The following is a 17,690-nucleotide window of genomic DNA, read 5'->3' on the forward strand; positions in this document are numbered from 1 at the left end:
CAGGGGGCTGCCCTTAGGGGAAGCGGGGGCGCGAGCGCAAGGCCTAATTCGGCTTGTGCCGCTCCGGGCGCCGGCTGCGGACCGTCTGCCCCCGCTTATCCGCTTGGCGGTGATGCTTCAGGCCGGGCAGGCCTTAGCGTTCGGCCGACGCCGGAACGCCAGCAGCATCGCCAGCGCCACCGCCGCCATCGCCGCACCGGCCAGCGACACGATGGGCAAGCCCAGCCCGGCCCCGATCACGCCGCCGCCCAGCGCCGCGCCGATCGCATTGCCGAGGTTGAACGCGCCGATGTTCATCGCGGAGGCGAGGTTCGGCGCGTCCGAGGCGGCGTCCATCACCCGCATCTGCAGGGGCGGCACGATCGCGAAGCTGGCGATGCCCCAGACCAGGATCGCGCTGGCAGCGGTCACCGGCCATTGCATCAGCATCGTGAACGCTAGCAGCGTCAGCGCCATGATCGCCAGCATTGTCATCAGCGCCCGGTCGACCGAACGGTCGGCCAGCCGCCCGCCGACGCCGTTGCCGATCGTCGCGCCGACGCCGAACAGCATCAATATCGCGGTGACATAGCCGGTCGAACCATGCGTAACATCGCGCAGGATCGGGACGATATAGGTGAACACGGTGAAGACACCGCCAAAGCCGATCATGGTCAGGGCCAGCGCCATCACCACCGGCCCGCGCGTCAGCACGCGCAGCTCAGCGCGCATGTCGCCGCCCTCGGTCGCGGGGAGCGGCGGCAGCGCGAGACGCAGCGACAGCATCGCGATCGCGCCGACGCCTGCGATCCCGGCAAAGGCGGTGCGCCAGCCGATCGCCTCGCTGACCCAGGTCGCCGCCGGCACGCCGCCGATCGTGGCGACGGTCAGCCCGGTGAACATCGCCGCCACCGCGCCCGCGCGCTTATCCGGCGGCACGAGGCTGGCCGCGACCACCGACCCCACGCCGAAGAAGGCGCCATGGTTGAACGAGGTGACGACCCGCGCCGCCATCAGCATCCAATAGCCGCCCGCCACCGCCGACAGCGCGTTGCCGAGCGTGAAGATGCCCATCAATGCGATCAGCAGCGTCCGTCGGTCGATCCGGCCCGTGGTGAGTGTCATCAGCGGTGCGCCGATCAGCACGCCCATCGCATAGGCGCTGACCAGCAGCCCGGCGGCGGGGATCGACACCTGCAGGTCGGCCGCGATCACCGGCAACATGCCCATCGGCGCGAACTCGGTCACGCCGATGCCGAAGGCGCCGACCGCCAGCGCGAGCAATCCGAGGTTGAACTTCATGGTCCTGGCTCCCCTCAAACCATCGGCGGCGCGAGGCGGGCGAAGCCCTCCTGCTGCCGATAGGGTGTGTGTGGATAGGGCGGCAGCACGTCGCTCGCGGCGTCGAGCATCGCCACCTGCTCGGGCGTCAGCGCCCAGCCGACCGCGCCCAGATTGTCGCGCAACTGCGCCTCGTCGCGCGCACCGATGATGACCGACGAGACGGTTGGCCGCCGCAGCAGCCAGTTGATCGCGACCTGGGGCACCGTTTTGCCCACCTCGGCCGCCACCGCCTCCAGCGCATCGACGACGCGGTAGAGATGCTCATCCTCGACCGGCGGCGCGAACTGCGCGGTTTCGTGCAACCGGCTTCCCGGCGGGATCGGCCGCCCACGCCCGATCTTGCCGGTCAGCCGACCCCAGCCGAGCGGGCTCCAGACCAGCGCGCCGACACCCTGGTCGGCCGCCAGCGGTATGAGGTCCCATTCATACGCACGGCCGATCAGCGAGTAATAGACCTGATGCGCGACGAGACGCGGCCAGCCATGGCGATCGGCTAAGCCTTGTGCCTTCATGATCTGCCAGCCGGGATAGTTGGAGACGCCGGCATAACGCACCTTGCCGTCGGCGATCAGCCGGTCGAGCGTGCCCATCACCTCCTCGGTCGGGGTGGAGGCGTCGAAGGCGTGAAGCTGGAGCAGGTCGATCCGGTCGGTGTCGAGCCGCCGCAATGCCGCCTCGACCGCGCCGATCAGTCGCGCCCGCGACGCGCCCCAGTCCTGCGGGCCGTCACCCATCGGCAGGCCGGTCTTGGTCGAGATCAGGACGGCATCGCGCCGCCCTTTGATCGCTTCGCCCAGCACCTGTTCCGACGCACCGTCCGAATAGACGTCGGCGGTGTCGAACAGCGTCACCCCCGCGTCGAGGCAGATGTCGACCAGCCGCCGCGCCTCGGCGGCGTCGCTTGTGCCCCAGGCGCTGAACAGCGGCCCCTTGCCGCCGAAGGTCCCCGCGCCGAACGACAGGGCCGGAACCCGCAGGCCGGATGATCCCAATTGCCGATATTCCATGACACCTCCTTTGCGAATGTCATTGTCAGGCGCATAGATGGATGGTGAAGCAGCGAGGCGGAACCGCCCGCCGGTGCAAAGGATCTATGCCTTGGACGCAAAGATAACCGGCAATGGAGATCGCGCCCGATCGCTCGCCCTGTTCGCGAGCGTGGTGGAGGAAGGCAGCTTCTCCGCCGCCGGTCGCACGCTCGGGCTGACGCCCTCGGCGGTGGCGCGGGCGATCGACCGGATCGAGGCGCGGCTGGGCGTCCGGCTGCTGCTCCGCTCCACCCGCGCGCTGACGCTCACCGCCGAGGGGCAGGCCTATCTACTCGCCGCTCGGCGCATCCTCGCCGATCTCGACGATGCCGAGCAGCAGATCGCCGATCAGGGCGCGCCGCGCGGACGGTTGCGGATCAGTGCGGCGCTGGCGCATGGCCGGTTGTGCGTCGTGCCGCTGCTCGGCGACTTCGCGCGCGCCTATCCGCACATCCTTATCGACATCGCGCTGACCGACACGCTGGTCGACATCGCTGGCGGACAGGCCGATGTTGCGATCCGCTTCGGCCCGCTTGCCGACAGTGGACTCACCGCCCGCAAATTGTCCGAGGCGCGGCGGGTGATCGTGGCGTCGCCCGACTATTTGGAGCGGGCAGGCACGCCCAGGGTCCCGGAGGACCTGCACGCCCACAATTGCCTGAACTTCAACTTTCGCCGCGCCGAGCCGACCTGGCCGTTCCGCCGCGACGGCCGGGACTTCGCGCTGTCCGTCGAGGGCGGCATCGTCGCCAATAATGGCGAGACGCTGGGCCATCTCGCCGCTGCCGGGGTTGGCATCACCCGGGTGGGCCGCTTCAGCGTCGCGGCCGAGATCGCGGACGGCCGACTCGTGCCGCTGCTCGAGGACTATAATCCGGGCGACGTCGAGCTGATCCACGCGGTCTTCGTCGGGGGCTCCACCACGCCCGCGCGGGTGAGGGTGTTCGTCGACTTTCTCGTCGAGCGCCTAGCCAGCCGGTTCGAGTAGCGGGTGCGACACGGCCTTTTTCAGGAAAGCGTACAGCCGGTCGTCATCGCTCATCGCGACGTTGAAGCGCATGTGATCGCGCCACCCGCCGCTGATGCTGAACACCGGCCCCGGTGCGAGCACAATGCCTTGGGCGATGGCGCGGCGGGCTAGATCGACGGCATCGACGCCGTCCGGCAGTCGCGCCCAGAGGAAGATGCCCGCCGCCGGGTCGGTCCACGGCTCGATACCAATGGCCCTGAGGCGTTTCGCCACACGCGCCATCGCTCGGGCCAGCCGGGTCCGGACACCGTCGACATGACGCCGATAGCTGCCATCGGTCAGCACCGCGTGCAGCAGGTTGGCGGCGAGCGGACTGCCCGCCATCGACGTTGCGATGCGCAGGTCGGCCAGTCCTTCGATCCAGTCGGGTCGGGCCGCGATATGGCCACAGCGCACGGCCGCCGACAGTGATTTGGAGAAGCTGCCGATACGGATCGTCCGGTCGAGCCCGTCGAAGGCGGCCAGACGCGACGAAGGCGTGTGTTCGAAGTCGGCAAAGATATCGTCTTCGACAACGACCATGTCATGTGCCTCCGCGATCTTGAGCAGCCGGTGCGCGGTGGCGGCGGCGAGCGACGCGCCGGTCGGATTATGAACGCCTGAGTTGGTCAGGTAGAAGCGCGGCCGATGCGTCGCGGCGGCCTCGGCGAAGATGGCGACGTCAGGCCCGGTCGACGTCATCGGCACGCCGACGACCCGGGCGCGGTGCGCCCGCAGCAGCGCCAGAAAGTTGAAGTAACATGGATCGTCGACCAGCACGGTATCGCCCGGCTGAAGCAGGAAGCGGCACACCAGATCGAGCGCGTGAGTGCCGCTGTCGGTCAGCAGTATCTGGTCGGGGCCGGCTTCGATCCCCTGATCCTCCATCCGCCTCGCCAGCAATGCCCTGAGCGGGGGCGAACCCAAGGGGGAAGCATAGCCCGCCAGCGTGCCGTTCTCGTCCGACCGCGCCGCCCCGCGCATTGCCTTGCGGAGGGCATCGCCCGCCAGCCAATCATCGGGTAGCCAGCCGCATCCAGGCATCAATTCATGGCGCCGCTCGCCCAGCGACTGGCGCAGCATCCAGAGCGGGTCGACCTCGCGCTCCTTCGTGCTGGCCAGCCGATTCAACGCCAGCGGGGCCAAGGGCGCGGCGACATAGAAGCCGGATCCCGGTCGCGAGCGAATGACGCCTTCGGCCGCAAGGCGGTCATAGGCCTCGACCACCGTCGAGCGAGCGACGCAGCTCGTCTCGGCCATCGCGCGGATCGACGGCAGCCGGGCGCCCGGCGTCAGCGCGCGGGTATCGATCCGGTCGCGGATCGCGCGGACCACCATGCCGGTGCGGGTTTCGTCGGGGGCGCTCGCCATCGTACTACCATTATCACCAATACAGTTCGGCACGATCGTACCGATGTGTATCTATCAGCGCCAGTTGTCGCTCGATAGGACGAGCCATCATCCGAACTGCGCGCACTCTTCACCGATGCGCATGGCGGGCTGATCGAGGACCCGGTGACCGGCAGCCTCAACGCATCCGTCGGCCAGTGGCTGTTCGCCAGCGGTCGGGCGAGCGGCAGCTATATCGCGGCGCAGGGCACGAAGCTGGGACGCAAGGGGCGCATCCACGTCTCGCAGGATGAGACCGGAAAGGTCTGGGTCGCCGGTGCGACGCGGATGCTCTTTGCCGGGCGGACAACCGGCTAGGGGTGGTCGCCCGATCCCAGCGTGTGGATCTTCAAAAGGTCTAGCAGGGACGTGACGCCCAGCTTCTGCATCATCCGCGCGCGCCGGGTTTTGACGGTGATCTCGCTGATGCTCAGGCGATCGGCGATCTGCTTGATGCGGAGGCCCTCGACGGTCAGGCGCAGGACTTCATACTCGCCCTCGCTCAGGCTCGACAGGCGGCGGGCCGCGTCATCGGCGGCGCGGACCGCCCGGCGGCGCACGCCGTCTTCGCGGATCGCGGCGTTGACCGCGTCGATCAGATGCTGGTCGTTGAACGGCTTGGCGATGAAGTCGACCGCGCCTGCCTTCATCGCGCGAACCGCCATGGCGATGTCGCCGTGCCCCGTGACGAAGACGACCGGCAGGCCGTTGCCTTCGGCCGTCATGGTGGCGAGCAGGTCGAAGCCGCTGCTGCCCGGCATCCGCACGTCCAAGACCAGGCAGCCGGGTCGCGCTGGTTCGTCCCGCTCGCGAAACTCGGCGACCGAGGCGTAGCCGCGCGTGGCGAGCCCGACCGAGGCGAGCAGATCGGCCACCGCCTCGCGCACCGAAAACTGGTCGTCCACGATCCGGACGAGCGGCCCGTCATGGGGGGCGTCAGACATTACCACCCTCCTGCGCGAGGGGCAGGCGCAACTCGAACACCGCGCCCGCGCGGCCACGCGGACGGCACTCCAGCGCCCCGCCATGCGCCTCCGCGATCGTCCGGCTGATCGTCAGGCCCAGCCCGACGCCGCCCTCCTTGCTGGTCCAGAACGGCTCCCATAAATGCCCCGCGGCCTCGCGCGACAGGCCGGGGCCGGTATCGGCGATGCTCAGGGCTATGGTGGCGTCGTTCCGTGTCACCCCGACATGGATGCGCCGCTCGGCCGCGCCGTTCTGGCTCAGGCTTTCAATCGCGTTGATCAGGAGGTTGAGGATGATCTGCTGAATCTGCACCCGGTCGCCCCAGACCATCGGGCCTTCCGGGGGCAGGTCGAGGTCGAGCCGGATCTGCTGGCGGTCGAGTTCGGCGCGGGCGATGGCGACGCATTGCTCGACCAGTTCGCCCAGGTCGGTCCATTCGGGCGTTGCCGCCTTGCGGCTGGCCAGACGGCGCACGCCCGCCACCACGTCCCCGGCGCGCGCCGCGTCGCGGCTGATCCGGTCGAGCGACTCCCTGGCCTTGGGCAGGTCGGGCGGCGTCGCCTCCAGCCAGCGCCGACACGCGCCCGCACTGCCCGCGATGGCGGCAAGCGGTTGGTTCACCTCATGCGCAATCGAGGAGGCGAGTTCGCCCAGATTGCCGATCCGCGACAGGCGGCGCAGATGCTCGCGCGCTTCATGCGAGGCGGCCTCGTGCGACAGGGTGCGCAGGCCCAGATAGCCGGTGGTGACGATCGCGACGATGCTGATGGCCAGATTGACGACCCCGGCTTCGGTCATGCCGAACCGGGTCAGCGGCGTGCCGAGCATGGTCAGCACCACGCATCCCGCCGCCAGCGCCATCACCTGCGCGCGGGGGAACGCCCGGAGCGACAACAGCACCGGCACCACATAGAGGACCGCGACCGCGATCAGCCGGTCGGTCAGCACATCGACCACGAAAATGGCGAGGATCAGAAGCGCCACGCCCGCACCGGTGATCCAGTGAAGCGCGCGGGCATCGGCCGGTAGGGGGTCCTTGCGGGGCATGGTGCTTCTTATCGACTCAGGGCCGCTCTCCGTCGAGCCGGGGCGGCATATACCAAAGTATAGCCGGGCCATATGGTTGGGCGATTGCCGGTAAACCGGGCTTCTCCCTACCGCGTCGCACATGACCTGCATTCCCCGCGACCGGCGGTTCTGGACCGCGCTTGCCCCCATTGGCCTTGCTTTGATGCTCGGCGCCTGTTCGTCCTCGCCCGGTGCAGCGCCCGCGCGCAAGGACACGCTGCCCCCCGGCGAGTTCCGACCGACCGATCAGCAATGGGCCAACCTGCGCTTTGCCAAGGCGGGGGGCGACCAATATGCGCCTGCGCTGCTGACCGATGGGCAGATCGCGACCGATGACGATCGCACGACGCAGCTCTTCTCGCCCTTTACGGGCCGGATTTCACGCATCTTCGTAAAGCCCGGCGACGTGGTCCGGCGCGGCCAGCCCGTCTATGCCATCGCCGCCTCCGAATTGGTGCAGGGGCGCAGCGATATCGCCACGGCCGAGGCCGCCATCGCGGCTGCGCGCAAGGCGTTGACCACCGCCGAGGCCAATGCCGCGCGTCAGCAGGCGCTGCTCGCGGTGCAGGGCGCGGCGCAGCGCGACGTGCAGCAGGCGCAGTCCGATCTGGCGAACGCACGCAGCACGCTGGCGAGCGCCGAGGCGCAGCTGTCGGCGGCGCGTGGCCGGTTGCAGGTGCTCGGCCTGGGCGGCGCAGGCAGTCATGGCCGGGACGAGGCGATCGTCCGCAGCCCGATCGACGGCACCGTCACCGCGCGCAGTGCCGGGATCGGTCAATATGTCGAAAGTGCCGCGTCGGGCGCCAGCACGCCGCTGTTCACGATCAGCGACCTGTCGCATGTCTGGCTGGTCGCCAATGTGCGGGAAGCGGATGCGGGCAAGCTGAGGCGCGGGGCGATATTGTCGGTGACGGTCCCAGCCTTCCCGGGGCGCCGTTTCGATGCGCGGGTCTATTACATCGCGCCGGTCGTCGACCCGAATACGCGCCGTATCGTGGTGCGCGCGCAGATCGCCAATCCGGACGGCGTGCTGCGTCCCAATATGTTCGCCACCGCGCGACTGTCGGACGGCGCGACCGTGCAGGCGGTCGAGATCCCGGCGATGGCCGTCCTCTACGAAGGCGACGATGCGCATGTCTGGGTCGCGCATCCCGAGCGTCACAGCCTGTCGCTGCGCGCGATCCGCACCGGCACCAGCACGGGCGATGCGGTGACGGTGACGCAGGGGCTGGCGCCGGGCGAAGCGGTCGTCACCGCAGGCTCGGTGTTCATCGATCGCGCGAACGGCGGAGACTGATCCGATGGGTGCCGTCGTTCAATTCGCGCTGAAGCGCCGCTGGCTAGTCCTGCTGTTCTTCGTCATCATGCTGGGGGCAGGGGGCTTTGCCTTTAGCCGCCTGAATATCGAGGCCTATCCCGATCCCGTTCCGCCGCTGGTCGACATCATCACCCAATATCCCGGCCAGTCCGCCGAGGAGATCGAGCGCAACATCACCATCCCGATCGAGATCCAGCTGGCGGGCATCCCGCATGTGAAGACGGTGCGCACCATCTCGCTGTTCGGCCTGTCCGACGTGAAGGTGCAGTTCACCTATGACTATAGCTATGAAGAGGCCGAGCAGCGGGTCATCAACAAGCTCAGCCAGCTGCCGCCTTTGCCCGGCGGCGTGCAGCCGCAGCTGTCGCCCGAAAGCCCGATCGGCGAAATCTATCGCTACCGCGTCGTCGGCCCGCCCGGCTATTCGGTCACCGACCTGAAGACCATCGAGGACTGGATGCTGGAGCGCCGGTTCAAGGCGGTGCCGGGCGTCATCGACGTGTCGGGCTGGGGCGGCAAGACCAAGACCTATGACGTCGCGGTCGACAAGCAGGCGCTGATGGCGAACGGCTTGACGCTCGCCCAGGTGCTGCAGGCGCTGAACAATGCCAATATCAATGTCGGTGGCCAGACCATCGACCTGGGGCCGAAGGCGGCGATCGTCCGCGGCGTCGGCCTGATCCAGTCGCCCGACCAGATCCGCAACACTTTCCTGAAGACCGTCAACGGCGCTCCCGTCTTCGTGCGCGACGTCGCGAAGGTCGAGGTCGGCCATCTGCCGCGCTTGGGCATTGCGGGCCAGGACCAGGACGATGACATCGTCGAGGGCATCGTCCTGATGCATCGCGGCGAGAAGAGCTCGCCGACCATCGCCGCCGTCGAGGCGGAGGTGCAGAAGATCAACGCCTCCAACATCCTGCCGCCAGGTGTAAAGATCGAGCGGATCTATGACCGCAGCCAGCTGATCGACCTGACCACCCATACGGTCATGCACAATCTGCTATTCGGGGTGATCCTGATCTTCCTGATCCAGTGGGTGTTCTTAGGGAATCTGCGCAGTGCGATCGTGGTCGCGGCGACCATCCCCTTCGCGCTGTTCACTGCGGTCATGATCCTGGTCGCACGGGGCGAGTCCGCGAACCTGCTGTCGGTCGGGGCGATCGACTTCGGCCTGATCGTCGATGCGACCGTCATCATGGTCGAGAATATCTTCCGCCATCTGTCCGAGGCGCCCAACGTCAAATTGCGCAAGGACAAGCTGATGGCGCGCAAGATCGCCGTCATCGCCGAGGCGAGCGGCGAGGTGAACCGCGCCATCTTCTTCTCGGCGGCGATCATCATCATGTCGTTCCTGCCGCTATTTACCCTGACGGGGATCGAGGGGCATATCTTCGGGCCGATGGCGCGGACCTATGCCTATGCGATCGCGGGCGGGCTGGTCGCGACCTTCACCGTGTCGCCCGCCTTGTCGGCGATCCTGCTCGGCCTGGACCTGGAGGAGCGGGAGACGGCGATCGTGCGGTGGCTCCATTCGGTCTATCATCCGCTGCTGCACCTGGCGCTCCGGGCGCGGGCGGTGACGCTGACCATCGCGGGCGCCTTGTTCCTGCTGGCGATCGTCGCCGCGCATGGCCTGGGTCTGGAGTTCCTGCCGCATCTGGAGGAGGGCAATCTCTGGATCCGCGCGACCATGCCGCAATCGGTCTCGCTGGCGGCGGGCGATGAGTATGTGAACCATATGCGCCGTATCCTGGCGAGCTATCCGGAGGTCGCGACCGTCATCTCGCAGCATGGCCGCCCCGATGACGGCACCGATGCGACGGGCTTCTTCAACACCGAATTCTTCGTGCCGCTCAAACCGCGCAGCGAATGGCCGAGCGGCATGACCAAGGAAAAGCTGACCGATGATATGAACCGCAAGCTCGCCGCCAATTTCGCCGGGATCGAGTTCAACTTCTCGCAATATATCGAGGACAATGTCGAGGAAGCGGCCTCGGGCGTGAAGGGCGAGAACTCCGTCAAGCTCTACGGCAACGACCTGGAAAGCCTGCAACGCACCGCCGAGGCCGTGAAGGCGGCGATGGCGAAGGTGCCGGGCATCACAGACCTGTCGATCTTCAACTCGCTGGGCCAGCCGACGGTCAAGATCGACGTCGATCGCGAAAAGGCGGCGCGCTACGGCCTCGCGCCCGGTGACGTCAACGCGGTGGTGCAGGCGGCGATCGGCGGCCAGGCGGCGGGCAATCTCTATGAGAAGGGCAGCGATCGGAACTTCCCGATCATGGTTCGCCTGAACACCGCCCAGCGCGCGACGCTCGACGATCTGCGCGCCATTCCGATCGGGGTGAGCAACGCAGCCGGTGGCACGACGCAGGTGCCGTTGGGCGATGTTGCGACCGTCAAGCTGATCTCCGGCCCGTCCTTCATCTATCGCGAGCAGCAGACCCGCTATATCCCGATCAAGTTCAGCGTGCGCGGCCGCGATCTGGGCGGCGCGGTGGCCGATGCGCAAAAGGCGGTCGCGGCGCAGGTGAAGCTGGGCGACGGCCAGCATCTGGAATGGGTCGGCGAGTTCGGCGATCTTCAGGCCGCGCTCGACCGGCTGGAGGTGATCGTGCCGATCACGCTGGTCCTGATCGGGCTCCTGCTGTTCCTCCATTTCTCCTCGATCACCGAGACGTTGCTGGTGTCGAGCGTGCTGCCGATGACCGTGATCGGGGGTATCTTCGCCCTGGCGCTGACGGGGACGCCGTTCAGCGTGTCGGCGGCGATCGGCTTCATTGCGCTGTTCGGCATCGCGGCGATGGAGGGGGTGATCGTGCTGTCCTATTTCCACGAGCTGGTCGAACGCGGGATCGAGCGTAGCCAGGCGCTGGTGCAGGCGGCGGAGACGCGGCTGCGGCCGGTCCTCATGACCTGTCTCGCAGCCTGTCTGGGCCTGTTGCCCGCCGCCATGTCGACCGCGATCGGCGCGCAAGTGCAGCGGCCGCTGGCGCTGGTGGTGGTCGGCGGCATCCTGCTCGCGCCTGCGCTGATTCTGCTGGTCCTGCCGGTGTTGATCGAGATGTTCTCGCCCGCCGGACGTCCCCGGCCCGTCCTCGAAGACGATGATGCGGAGGAGGCGAACTGATGCGCCGCTTGTCCTGCCTGATGGTCCTGACACTCGCCGGTTGCGCGGTCGGCCCCGGTTTCCACATGCCCGCTCCCCCCAGTGCGAGCGGCTATACCCCAAGCACGATCCCCGCGCAGACCGAAGCGACTCCGGTCGCGGGCGGCGAGGCGCAGCGTTTCCGCTGGGGCGGGGTCGTCTCCGGTCGGTGGTGGACGCAGTTCGGCTCCCCCGCGCTCGATACGCTGGAGGCCGATGCCCTGGCCCATAATCCGGATGTCGAGAGCGCCAAGGCGGCCCTGCGCGCGGCGCGGCAGACCTATCTGGCCCAGCGCGGCACCCTGTTCCCCAGCGTCTCGGCGAACGGCCAGATCGAGCGGCAGAAGAATTCCAATGTCTTGCAATCGCCGCTGAACGACAATTCGGACATCTTCACGCTCTACACGCTGGGCGCGACCGCCAGCTACACCCCTGACCTGTTTGGCGGCATAAGGCGCGGGGTGGAGGGGGCGAAGGCGCAGGCCGAGGCACAGCGCTTCCAGACCGAGGCGGCGTTCCTGACCGTCACCACCAATGTCGCCAACACCGCGATCACGCTCGCCAGCCTGGACCGCCAGATCGCGATGACGCGGGCGGTGATCGATGCCGATCGCCGCTACCGCGACATCGTCCAGACGCAGCTGAAGCTCGGCGCGGCGAGCGGGGCGGACGTGGCGGCGGCGCAACTGGCGCTATCGCAGGCCGAGGCAAGTCTGCCGACCCTGGCCAAGCAACAGGCGCAGGCGCGCGACTTTCTGGCGGTGCTGACCGGTCGCTATCCGGCCGAGCATTTTGTCGCGCCCGATCTCGACGCACTGCATCTGCCCGCCGAATTGCCCGTCTCGCTGCCGTCCGAACTGGTCGCGCAGCGCCCGGACATCCGCGCGGCCGAGGCCAATCTCCATTATGCCTCGGCGCAGGTGGGCGTCGCCATCGCCGCACGCCTGCCGAGTTTCTCGATCACCGGGACCGCCGGGGGCAGCTCGACCGGATTGTCGACGCTGTTCCGCGACGGCAATCCCTTCTGGTCGCTGACCGGAGGGCTGCTCCAGCCGATCTTCGAGGGAGGTACGCTGCTCAAGCGCCAGCGGGCGGCGGAGGCGACGTTGGATGAGGCCAAGGCGCAATATCGCTCGACCATATTGTCGGCGATGCAGAATGTCGCGGACGTGTTACAAGGCGTCTCGGCGGATGCGCAAGGACTGCGTGCGGCGGCGCAGGCGGATGCCGCGGCACGGCGTGCCGTCGACATCGCACAGGCCCAGGCCCGGCTCGGTCAGGTCAGCGGGGCCGCGACGCTCAACCTGCAAACTGCCTGGCTGGGCACGCAAGGCGCCCTGGTCCAGGCACGTGCCCAGCGCCTGACCGACAGCGTGCTGCTCTATCAGGCGCTGGGCGGCGGCTGGCAGGGCAAGGACCGCTGAGCGTTTAGAGCGCCCGCTCCGTCGCGACCAGGCTGGAGCGGTCGATCTCGGCGATCGTGCGGGCGCCGGTCAGGGCCATGGCGACCCGCATCTCGCTGTCGAACAGGTTCAGCAGCCGGGTGACGCCCGCTTCCCCGGCAGCAGCGAGCGCATAGATGAAGGCGCGGCCGATCATCGTGGCGTCGGCCCCGAGCGCCAGCATCCGCACCACGTCCAGGCCCGAACGAATGCCGGAATCCGCCAGGATCTTGATCTCGCCCTTCACTGCGTCGGCGATGGCGGGCAGGGCGCGCGCAGTCGACAATACGCCGTCCAACTGCCGCCCGCCATGGTTCGACACGACGATGCCGTCCGCGCCGAACCGAACGGCATCGCGCGCGTCCTCGGCATCCAGAATGCCCTTGATGATCATCGGGCCTTTCCAGAACGCGCGGATCCATTCCAGGTCGCGCCAGGCGATGGACGGATCGAAATTGGCGCCCAGCCAGCCGATATAATCGGCCAGCGCGGTCGGACTGCCGCGATAGGTCGAGATATTGCCCAGATCATGCGGGCGGCCGAGCAGACCGACGTCCCACGCCCATTGCGGATGGGCCATCGCCTGGACCATGCGGCGGAGCGGCGCGCGCGGCCCGGACATGCCCGAATGCGCGTCCCGGTAGCGGGCGCCGGGGACAGGCATGTCGACGGTGAAGACCAGGGTGGTGACCCCCGCCGCCTGTGCCCGCTCCAGCGCGTCGCGCATGAAGCCGCGATCCTTCAGCACGTATAGCTGGAACCAGATCGGTGCGCTGGAGGCCGCCTGAACCTCGCGGATCGGGCAGACCGATACGGTGGACAGGGTAAAGGGTATCCCCTTGGCCGCCGCCGCTCGCGCCGCCTGTACCTCGCCCCGGCGCGCATACATGCCGGTCAATCCGACGGGGGCGAGCACGACCGGCATGGCCAGGCGGGTGCCGAATAATTCGGTCCCCAAATCCAGGTCCGCGACGTTGCGGAGCACGCGCTGGCGCAGCGCGACGTCGGACAGGTCGTCGACGTTGCGGCGCAGGGTATGCTCGGCATAGGCGCCGCCGTCGATATAGTGGAACAGGAACGGCGGCAGGCGACGACGCGCGGCGGCGCGGAAGTCGGTGGGGGCGGACACGATCATTGCGGGTGGCCTTCAGCTTCGGGCAGTCAGGGGAGAGGGAATGGCGGCGGCCCGCTCGCGCCGCGCCGCATCGTCGTCTATCACGCGCACCGTCCGGGCGACGAAGGCGAGATGATCGTCCGAGGCGCGTCGTGCCGCATCGGCATCGCCCGCAACGATTGCATCGCGGAGGCGGGCATGCTGTTCGAGCAGCCGGTCGGCCGTATGCGGCACGGTGTAGAGGCGGTCCAGGCTCTGCGAGATGCTGGCCTGGAGCAAGTCGAACATGCTGGCCATGACCGAGCGCAGCACCGCATTATGGGATGCCTCGGCGATAGCGAGGTGGAAGGCGGCGTCGGCCCGTGCGTCGGCGATGGCGTCGCCCCGTCCGTGACAGGCGGCCATCGCCTCGAACCGTTCGCCAATCCGGGCGAGATCGTCTGGCCCGGCGCGAAGCGCGGCGTAATGCGCGGCCTGACCCTCCAGGCCGTGGCGCACCTCCAGCACGTCATGGCCAAAGCCCGTATCGGTGGCGACGACCGAGGCCAGCGGCGTGGCGATCGTCGCCTGTGTCCAGGCCTGGACGGGCGGGGCGGGGGGATGCGCCACGATATTGCCGCCCTTGCGGACGGTGATCCGTCCCCGCGCGGCAAGCCGGGTCAGCGCCTCTCGCAAGCTGTTACGCGACGCGCGCAATATCGCGGCCAGTTCGCGCTCGGCGGGCAGGCGCGCGCCCGGCTGAAGGTCGCGCTCCGCGATCAGCGCCTCTATCGCCGTTTCGACACGGTCCGTGACGCTTTTGACATTGGTAGGACCAAGTGCGAAGTTCATTTGTGTAATTTGGAGCATTCGGTCGGTGTTAGTCAATAGTAGCAGCCATTAGGCCTTTATGGTCCTACCAAATGACGCGAACGGTTAGGGTCAGGAAGATTTTGACCCTGCAGCTATAATTTCATAATATGAGCTATAATTCCATAATACGGAGAGGTGGGTATGGCAGATTGGAGCCGCAGGACATTCCTGATGTCGAGTTCGGCCGCGATGCTGGTGTCGCCGTACGACGCCGGAGCGATGCCGCTCGCTACACCTGCCCGTGCGGCCATCGCCTCGTCTGGCGGGGCCATGTGGCTCGACGGTGCGCCACCCCAAAGCCATGAAGGGGTGTCCTGGGGCCAGCCCTGGCCGCGTGGTACACGCTTGGCGCGCGACTATCGTCTGGCCGGCGGCGGCGGGGGGCAGGCGATCCAGACCTGGCCGCTCGCCTGGTGGCCGGACGGCTCGATCAAATGGACCGGCCATGCCGCCCCCACCGATGCGGGCCGCGCCGATGCGCTTCGGGTCGAGGTCGGACGCGGTGCGTCGCCTGCCGATACCGTTCACGTCCGTGAAGGCTCCGAAACCATCGTCGTAACCGTCGGCGACACCGTCTGGACGATCGGACGACAGGGCGCCGCGATCATCCGCGAGGCGATGTCGGGCGGACGAACGGTGATGCGCAATGTCGGGCTGACCGCCTCGGCACTCGACCGGTCCGAGGATGATGGCGAAGGGCAGGACCCGGCGCGGTTGCTTCGGTATGCCGGACGGATCGACCGGGCCGTGGTCGAACAGAGCGGACCGATCCGCGCGGTGGTCCGGGTCGAAGGACTGCACGAAGGGCAGGGGGAGCAATGGCTGCCCTTTTCGCTGCGTCTCTATTTCCATGCCGGATCGGCATCGGTCCGCATCGTGCACAGCCTGGTCTTCGACGGCGATCCGGCGCACCGCTTCATTCGGGGGCTGGGCCTGCAAGGGGATGTGCCGATGCGCGACGGCCTGCTGGACCGGCATGTCCGCTTTGCCGGGCAGGATGGCGGGCTATGGGCGGAGGCGGTCCGGCCGCTGACCGGCCTGCGTCGCGATCCGGGCAAGGCCTTTCGCCAGGCGCAGAACGAGGGGACGGCCGTGCCGCCGCTGGCCGGCATGGCGCCCGCCGTGCGCGACAAACTGGACTATATCCCCGCCTGGGGCGATTTCCGCCTGCGCCAGCCCAATGCCGATGGCTTTGCGATCACGAAGCGGACCGGCCCCGGCCATGGCTGGATCGACGTCGATGGCGGCGGACGGGCGGCGGGGCTCGGCTATGTGGGTGGCGCAAGCGGGGGCGCGGCCTTCGCCATGCATGATTTCTGGCAGCGCTGCCCGGTCGGGCTGGACGTCACCGATGCGGTCGGCGAGGCGGCGCGGTTCAGCCTGTGGTATCATGCGCCCGACGCCCCGGCGATGGACCTGCGCTTCTATCACGACACCATGGGCATGGCCGACTATGCCCATCAGAATCTGGGCCTCGACATCACCTATGAGGATTTCGAGCCCGGCTGGGGCGAGGCGACGGGGATCGCCCGCACGATGGAGTTCCGCCTCTGGGCGCTGCCCGCGACGCCGTCGCGCACAAGGTTGGCCGAAATGGCGGCGCAGGTCGTCAGGCCCCCGCGTCTGGTCCCCGCCAATGCCGCGATCCATGCGGCGGGCGTGTTCGGCATCTGGGACCAGGCGACGCCGCCCGGGCCCGGTCTTCGCGGGACGGTGGAGACACGCGCTGCGCGCGAACTCGATTTCTATATCGGCCAGGTCGACCAGCGGCGCTGGTATGGCTTCTGGAATTATGGCGACGTCATGCACAGCTATGACGACGATCGGCATGTCTGGCGCTACGATATTGGCGGCTTCGCCTGGGACAATAGCGAACTGTCGACGGACCTATGGCTCTGGTACGCCTATCTGCGCACCGGCCGGGCCGATGTGTTCCGCATGGCCGAGGCGATGACCCGCCATACCGGCGAGGTCGATGTCTATCATCTCGGCCGCTTCAGGGGGTTCGGGACGCGGCACGGCGTCCAGCATTGGGGTGACAGCTCGAAACAGCCGCGCATCTCCAACGCGGCCTATAAACGCATCTTCTATTATATCGCGGCGGACGAGCGTTGCGGCGACCTGATGCATGCGCTGATCGACTGCGACCAGACGCTGCGCCATGTCGAGATCGGGCGAAAGGTCGAGGCGCGGATCGGCGGTTCCGCGCCGCCCGGCGGCACCGGTGCGGTCGTCGCGGAAAAGCCGTTGCCGCCGGGCCAGGTCTTCGTGCAGTTCGGCACGGTCTGGGGCCCGCTGGTCGCGGCGTGGATGACGGAGTGGGAACGCACCCGCGACACACGCTGGCGCGACCGGATCGTGGCGGGGATGCAGTCGCTGGCCGCGCTGCCCAAGCAATGGTTCGCGGGCGGCGCGCCGTTCGATCTGGCATCCGGGCGGTTCGTCGGGGGCGGCGACCGGGTCAGCATGAGCCATCTGAACGGCGTCTTCGGTGTGTTCGAGACGATGGCCGAGGTCCTCGATCTGGTCGACGTTCCTGCCTATCGCGAGGCGTGGCTCGACTATTGCGCCTTCTACAACGCGCCCGAGGCTGCGTTCCGTGCCAAGACCGGCGACGCGGGCAAGGGACGCGCGCTGACCCAGGCGCATTCGCGCTTCACCGCCTATGCTGCGGTCCAGCGTCGTGATCCGGCGCTGGCGCGGCGGGCCTGGGCCGAGTTCACCGGGGCGGGCGACCGCGCCGCGCGTGACCAGACGAAGGGTACGCGCCGGATCCTGCCGCCCGCCGTGCTGAAGCCGGTCGACGAACTGACCGACGTATCGACCAACGATGCCGCGCAATGGGGGCTGGCCGCCACCGCCAATCTTGTCCTGCTAGCACCTTTGCTGGCGGGCGGCGGGGCATGATCCGCGTCCTGCTAGTCCTGGCTGGGGCGGTATCGCCTGCGTCGCGGCTGGCGGATAGCTTTCGGCGTGACGACCTGTCGCGCTGGTCGGTCGAGGCCGAGCCCAGCGCGCGGATCACCGCGAAAA

Annotated in this window: 13 protein-coding genes; 6 read left to right on the forward strand and 7 right to left on the reverse strand. The window is 68.1% G+C overall.

What is annotated here, in order from left to right; all coding sequences use genetic code 11:
• Window positions 1-117 precede the first annotated feature (117 nt).
• Together QZ546_RS16300 and QZ546_RS16305 are read right to left on the reverse strand one after the other, a co-directional pair.
• Window positions 118-1,281, reverse strand: coding sequence for an MFS transporter (locus QZ546_RS16300; protein WP_294239902.1), 1,164 nt, complete (start codon window positions 1,279-1,281; stop codon window positions 118-120).
• 14 nt (window positions 1,282-1,295) lie between these two features.
• Window positions 1,296-2,330 (reverse strand): aldo/keto reductase, encoded by a 1,035-nt coding sequence (locus QZ546_RS16305; protein ID WP_294239905.1) that lies wholly within the window; start codon window positions 2,328-2,330, stop codon window positions 1,296-1,298.
• A gap of 91 nt (window positions 2,331-2,421) precedes the next feature.
• Between QZ546_RS16305 and QZ546_RS16310 the strand changes: the two genes are divergently transcribed.
• Window positions 2,422-3,339 carry a LysR family transcriptional regulator gene (locus QZ546_RS16310; protein ID WP_294239907.1) on the forward strand — a complete coding sequence of 306 codons (918 nt, stop codon included), beginning with the start codon at window positions 2,422-2,424 and terminating at the stop codon, window positions 3,337-3,339.
• Here QZ546_RS16310 and QZ546_RS16315 read toward each other — a convergent pair.
• Complete coding sequence (locus tag QZ546_RS16315) at window positions 3,319-4,731, reverse strand: PLP-dependent aminotransferase family protein (RefSeq protein ID WP_294239910.1); 1,413 nt, start codon at window positions 4,729-4,731, stop codon at window positions 3,319-3,321. The two genes, QZ546_RS16310 and QZ546_RS16315, sit on opposite strands and share 21 nt — an antisense overlap.
• A 132-nt stretch (window positions 4,732-4,863) precedes the next feature.
• On the opposite strand from QZ546_RS16315, the gene QZ546_RS16320 reads away from it, so the two are divergent.
• The gene (locus QZ546_RS16320; protein ID WP_294239939.1) at window positions 4,864-5,067 is read left to right on the forward strand and encodes a PhzF family phenazine biosynthesis protein; all 204 of its coding nucleotides are present in this window, start codon (window positions 4,864-4,866) and stop codon (window positions 5,065-5,067) included.
• Here QZ546_RS16320 and QZ546_RS16325 read toward each other — a convergent pair.
• The gene (locus tag QZ546_RS16325; RefSeq protein ID WP_294239912.1) at window positions 5,064-5,693 is read right to left on the reverse strand and encodes a response regulator; all 630 of its coding nucleotides are present in this window, start codon (window positions 5,691-5,693) and stop codon (window positions 5,064-5,066) included. The genes QZ546_RS16320 and QZ546_RS16325 overlap by 4 nt on opposite strands.
• Window positions 5,686-6,762, reverse strand: coding sequence for an ATP-binding protein (locus QZ546_RS16330; RefSeq protein WP_294239915.1), 1,077 nt, complete (start codon window positions 6,760-6,762; stop codon window positions 5,686-5,688). Before QZ546_RS16330 ends, QZ546_RS16325 begins: the two co-directional genes overlap by 8 nt.
• Before the next feature lie 121 nt (window positions 6,763-6,883).
• Here QZ546_RS16330 and QZ546_RS16335 point away from each other — a divergent pair, with 121 nt between their 5' ends.
• The 3 genes from QZ546_RS16335 to QZ546_RS16345 are packed head-to-tail and all read left to right on the forward strand — an operon-like array spanning window position 6,884 to window position 12,673.
• A complete protein-coding gene (locus QZ546_RS16335) occupies window positions 6,884-8,080 on the forward strand; it encodes an efflux RND transporter periplasmic adaptor subunit (protein WP_294239918.1) in 1,197 nt (398 codons plus the stop codon).
• Window positions 8,081-8,084: 4 nt separating this feature from the next.
• Window positions 8,085-11,231, forward strand: a complete 3,147-nt coding sequence (locus QZ546_RS16340) for a CusA/CzcA family heavy metal efflux RND transporter (RefSeq protein ID WP_294239920.1) — start codon at window positions 8,085-8,087, stop codon at window positions 11,229-11,231.
• Window positions 11,231-12,673: an efflux transporter outer membrane subunit gene (locus QZ546_RS16345; RefSeq protein WP_294239923.1), complete on the forward strand. Its 1,443-nt coding sequence runs from the start codon at window positions 11,231-11,233 to the stop codon at window positions 12,671-12,673. Before QZ546_RS16340 ends, QZ546_RS16345 begins: the two co-directional genes overlap by 1 nt.
• Before the next feature lie 4 nt (window positions 12,674-12,677).
• On the opposite strand, the gene lldD is transcribed toward QZ546_RS16345, so the two are convergent.
• Together lldD and QZ546_RS16355 are read right to left on the reverse strand one after the other, a co-directional pair.
• The gene (lldD, locus tag QZ546_RS16350; protein ID WP_294239927.1) at window positions 12,678-13,826 is read right to left on the reverse strand and encodes an FMN-dependent L-lactate dehydrogenase LldD; all 1,149 of its coding nucleotides are present in this window, start codon (window positions 13,824-13,826) and stop codon (window positions 12,678-12,680) included.
• A gap of 12 nt (window positions 13,827-13,838) precedes the next feature.
• The gene (locus tag QZ546_RS16355) at window positions 13,839-14,636 is read right to left on the reverse strand and encodes an FCD domain-containing protein (protein ID WP_294239930.1); all 798 of its coding nucleotides are present in this window, start codon (window positions 14,634-14,636) and stop codon (window positions 13,839-13,841) included.
• Between the two features lie 192 nt (window positions 14,637-14,828).
• Between QZ546_RS16355 and QZ546_RS16360 the strand changes: the two genes are divergently transcribed.
• Complete coding sequence (locus QZ546_RS16360) at window positions 14,829-17,564, forward strand: Tat pathway signal sequence domain protein (protein WP_294239932.1); 2,736 nt, start codon at window positions 14,829-14,831, stop codon at window positions 17,562-17,564.
• Window positions 17,565-17,690 lie beyond the last annotated feature (126 nt).

The sequence above is a fragment of the uncultured Sphingomonas sp. genome (assembly GCF_913062585.1).
In the GTDB taxonomy this organism is placed as follows: Bacteria; Pseudomonadota; Alphaproteobacteria; order Sphingomonadales; family Sphingomonadaceae; genus Sphingomonas.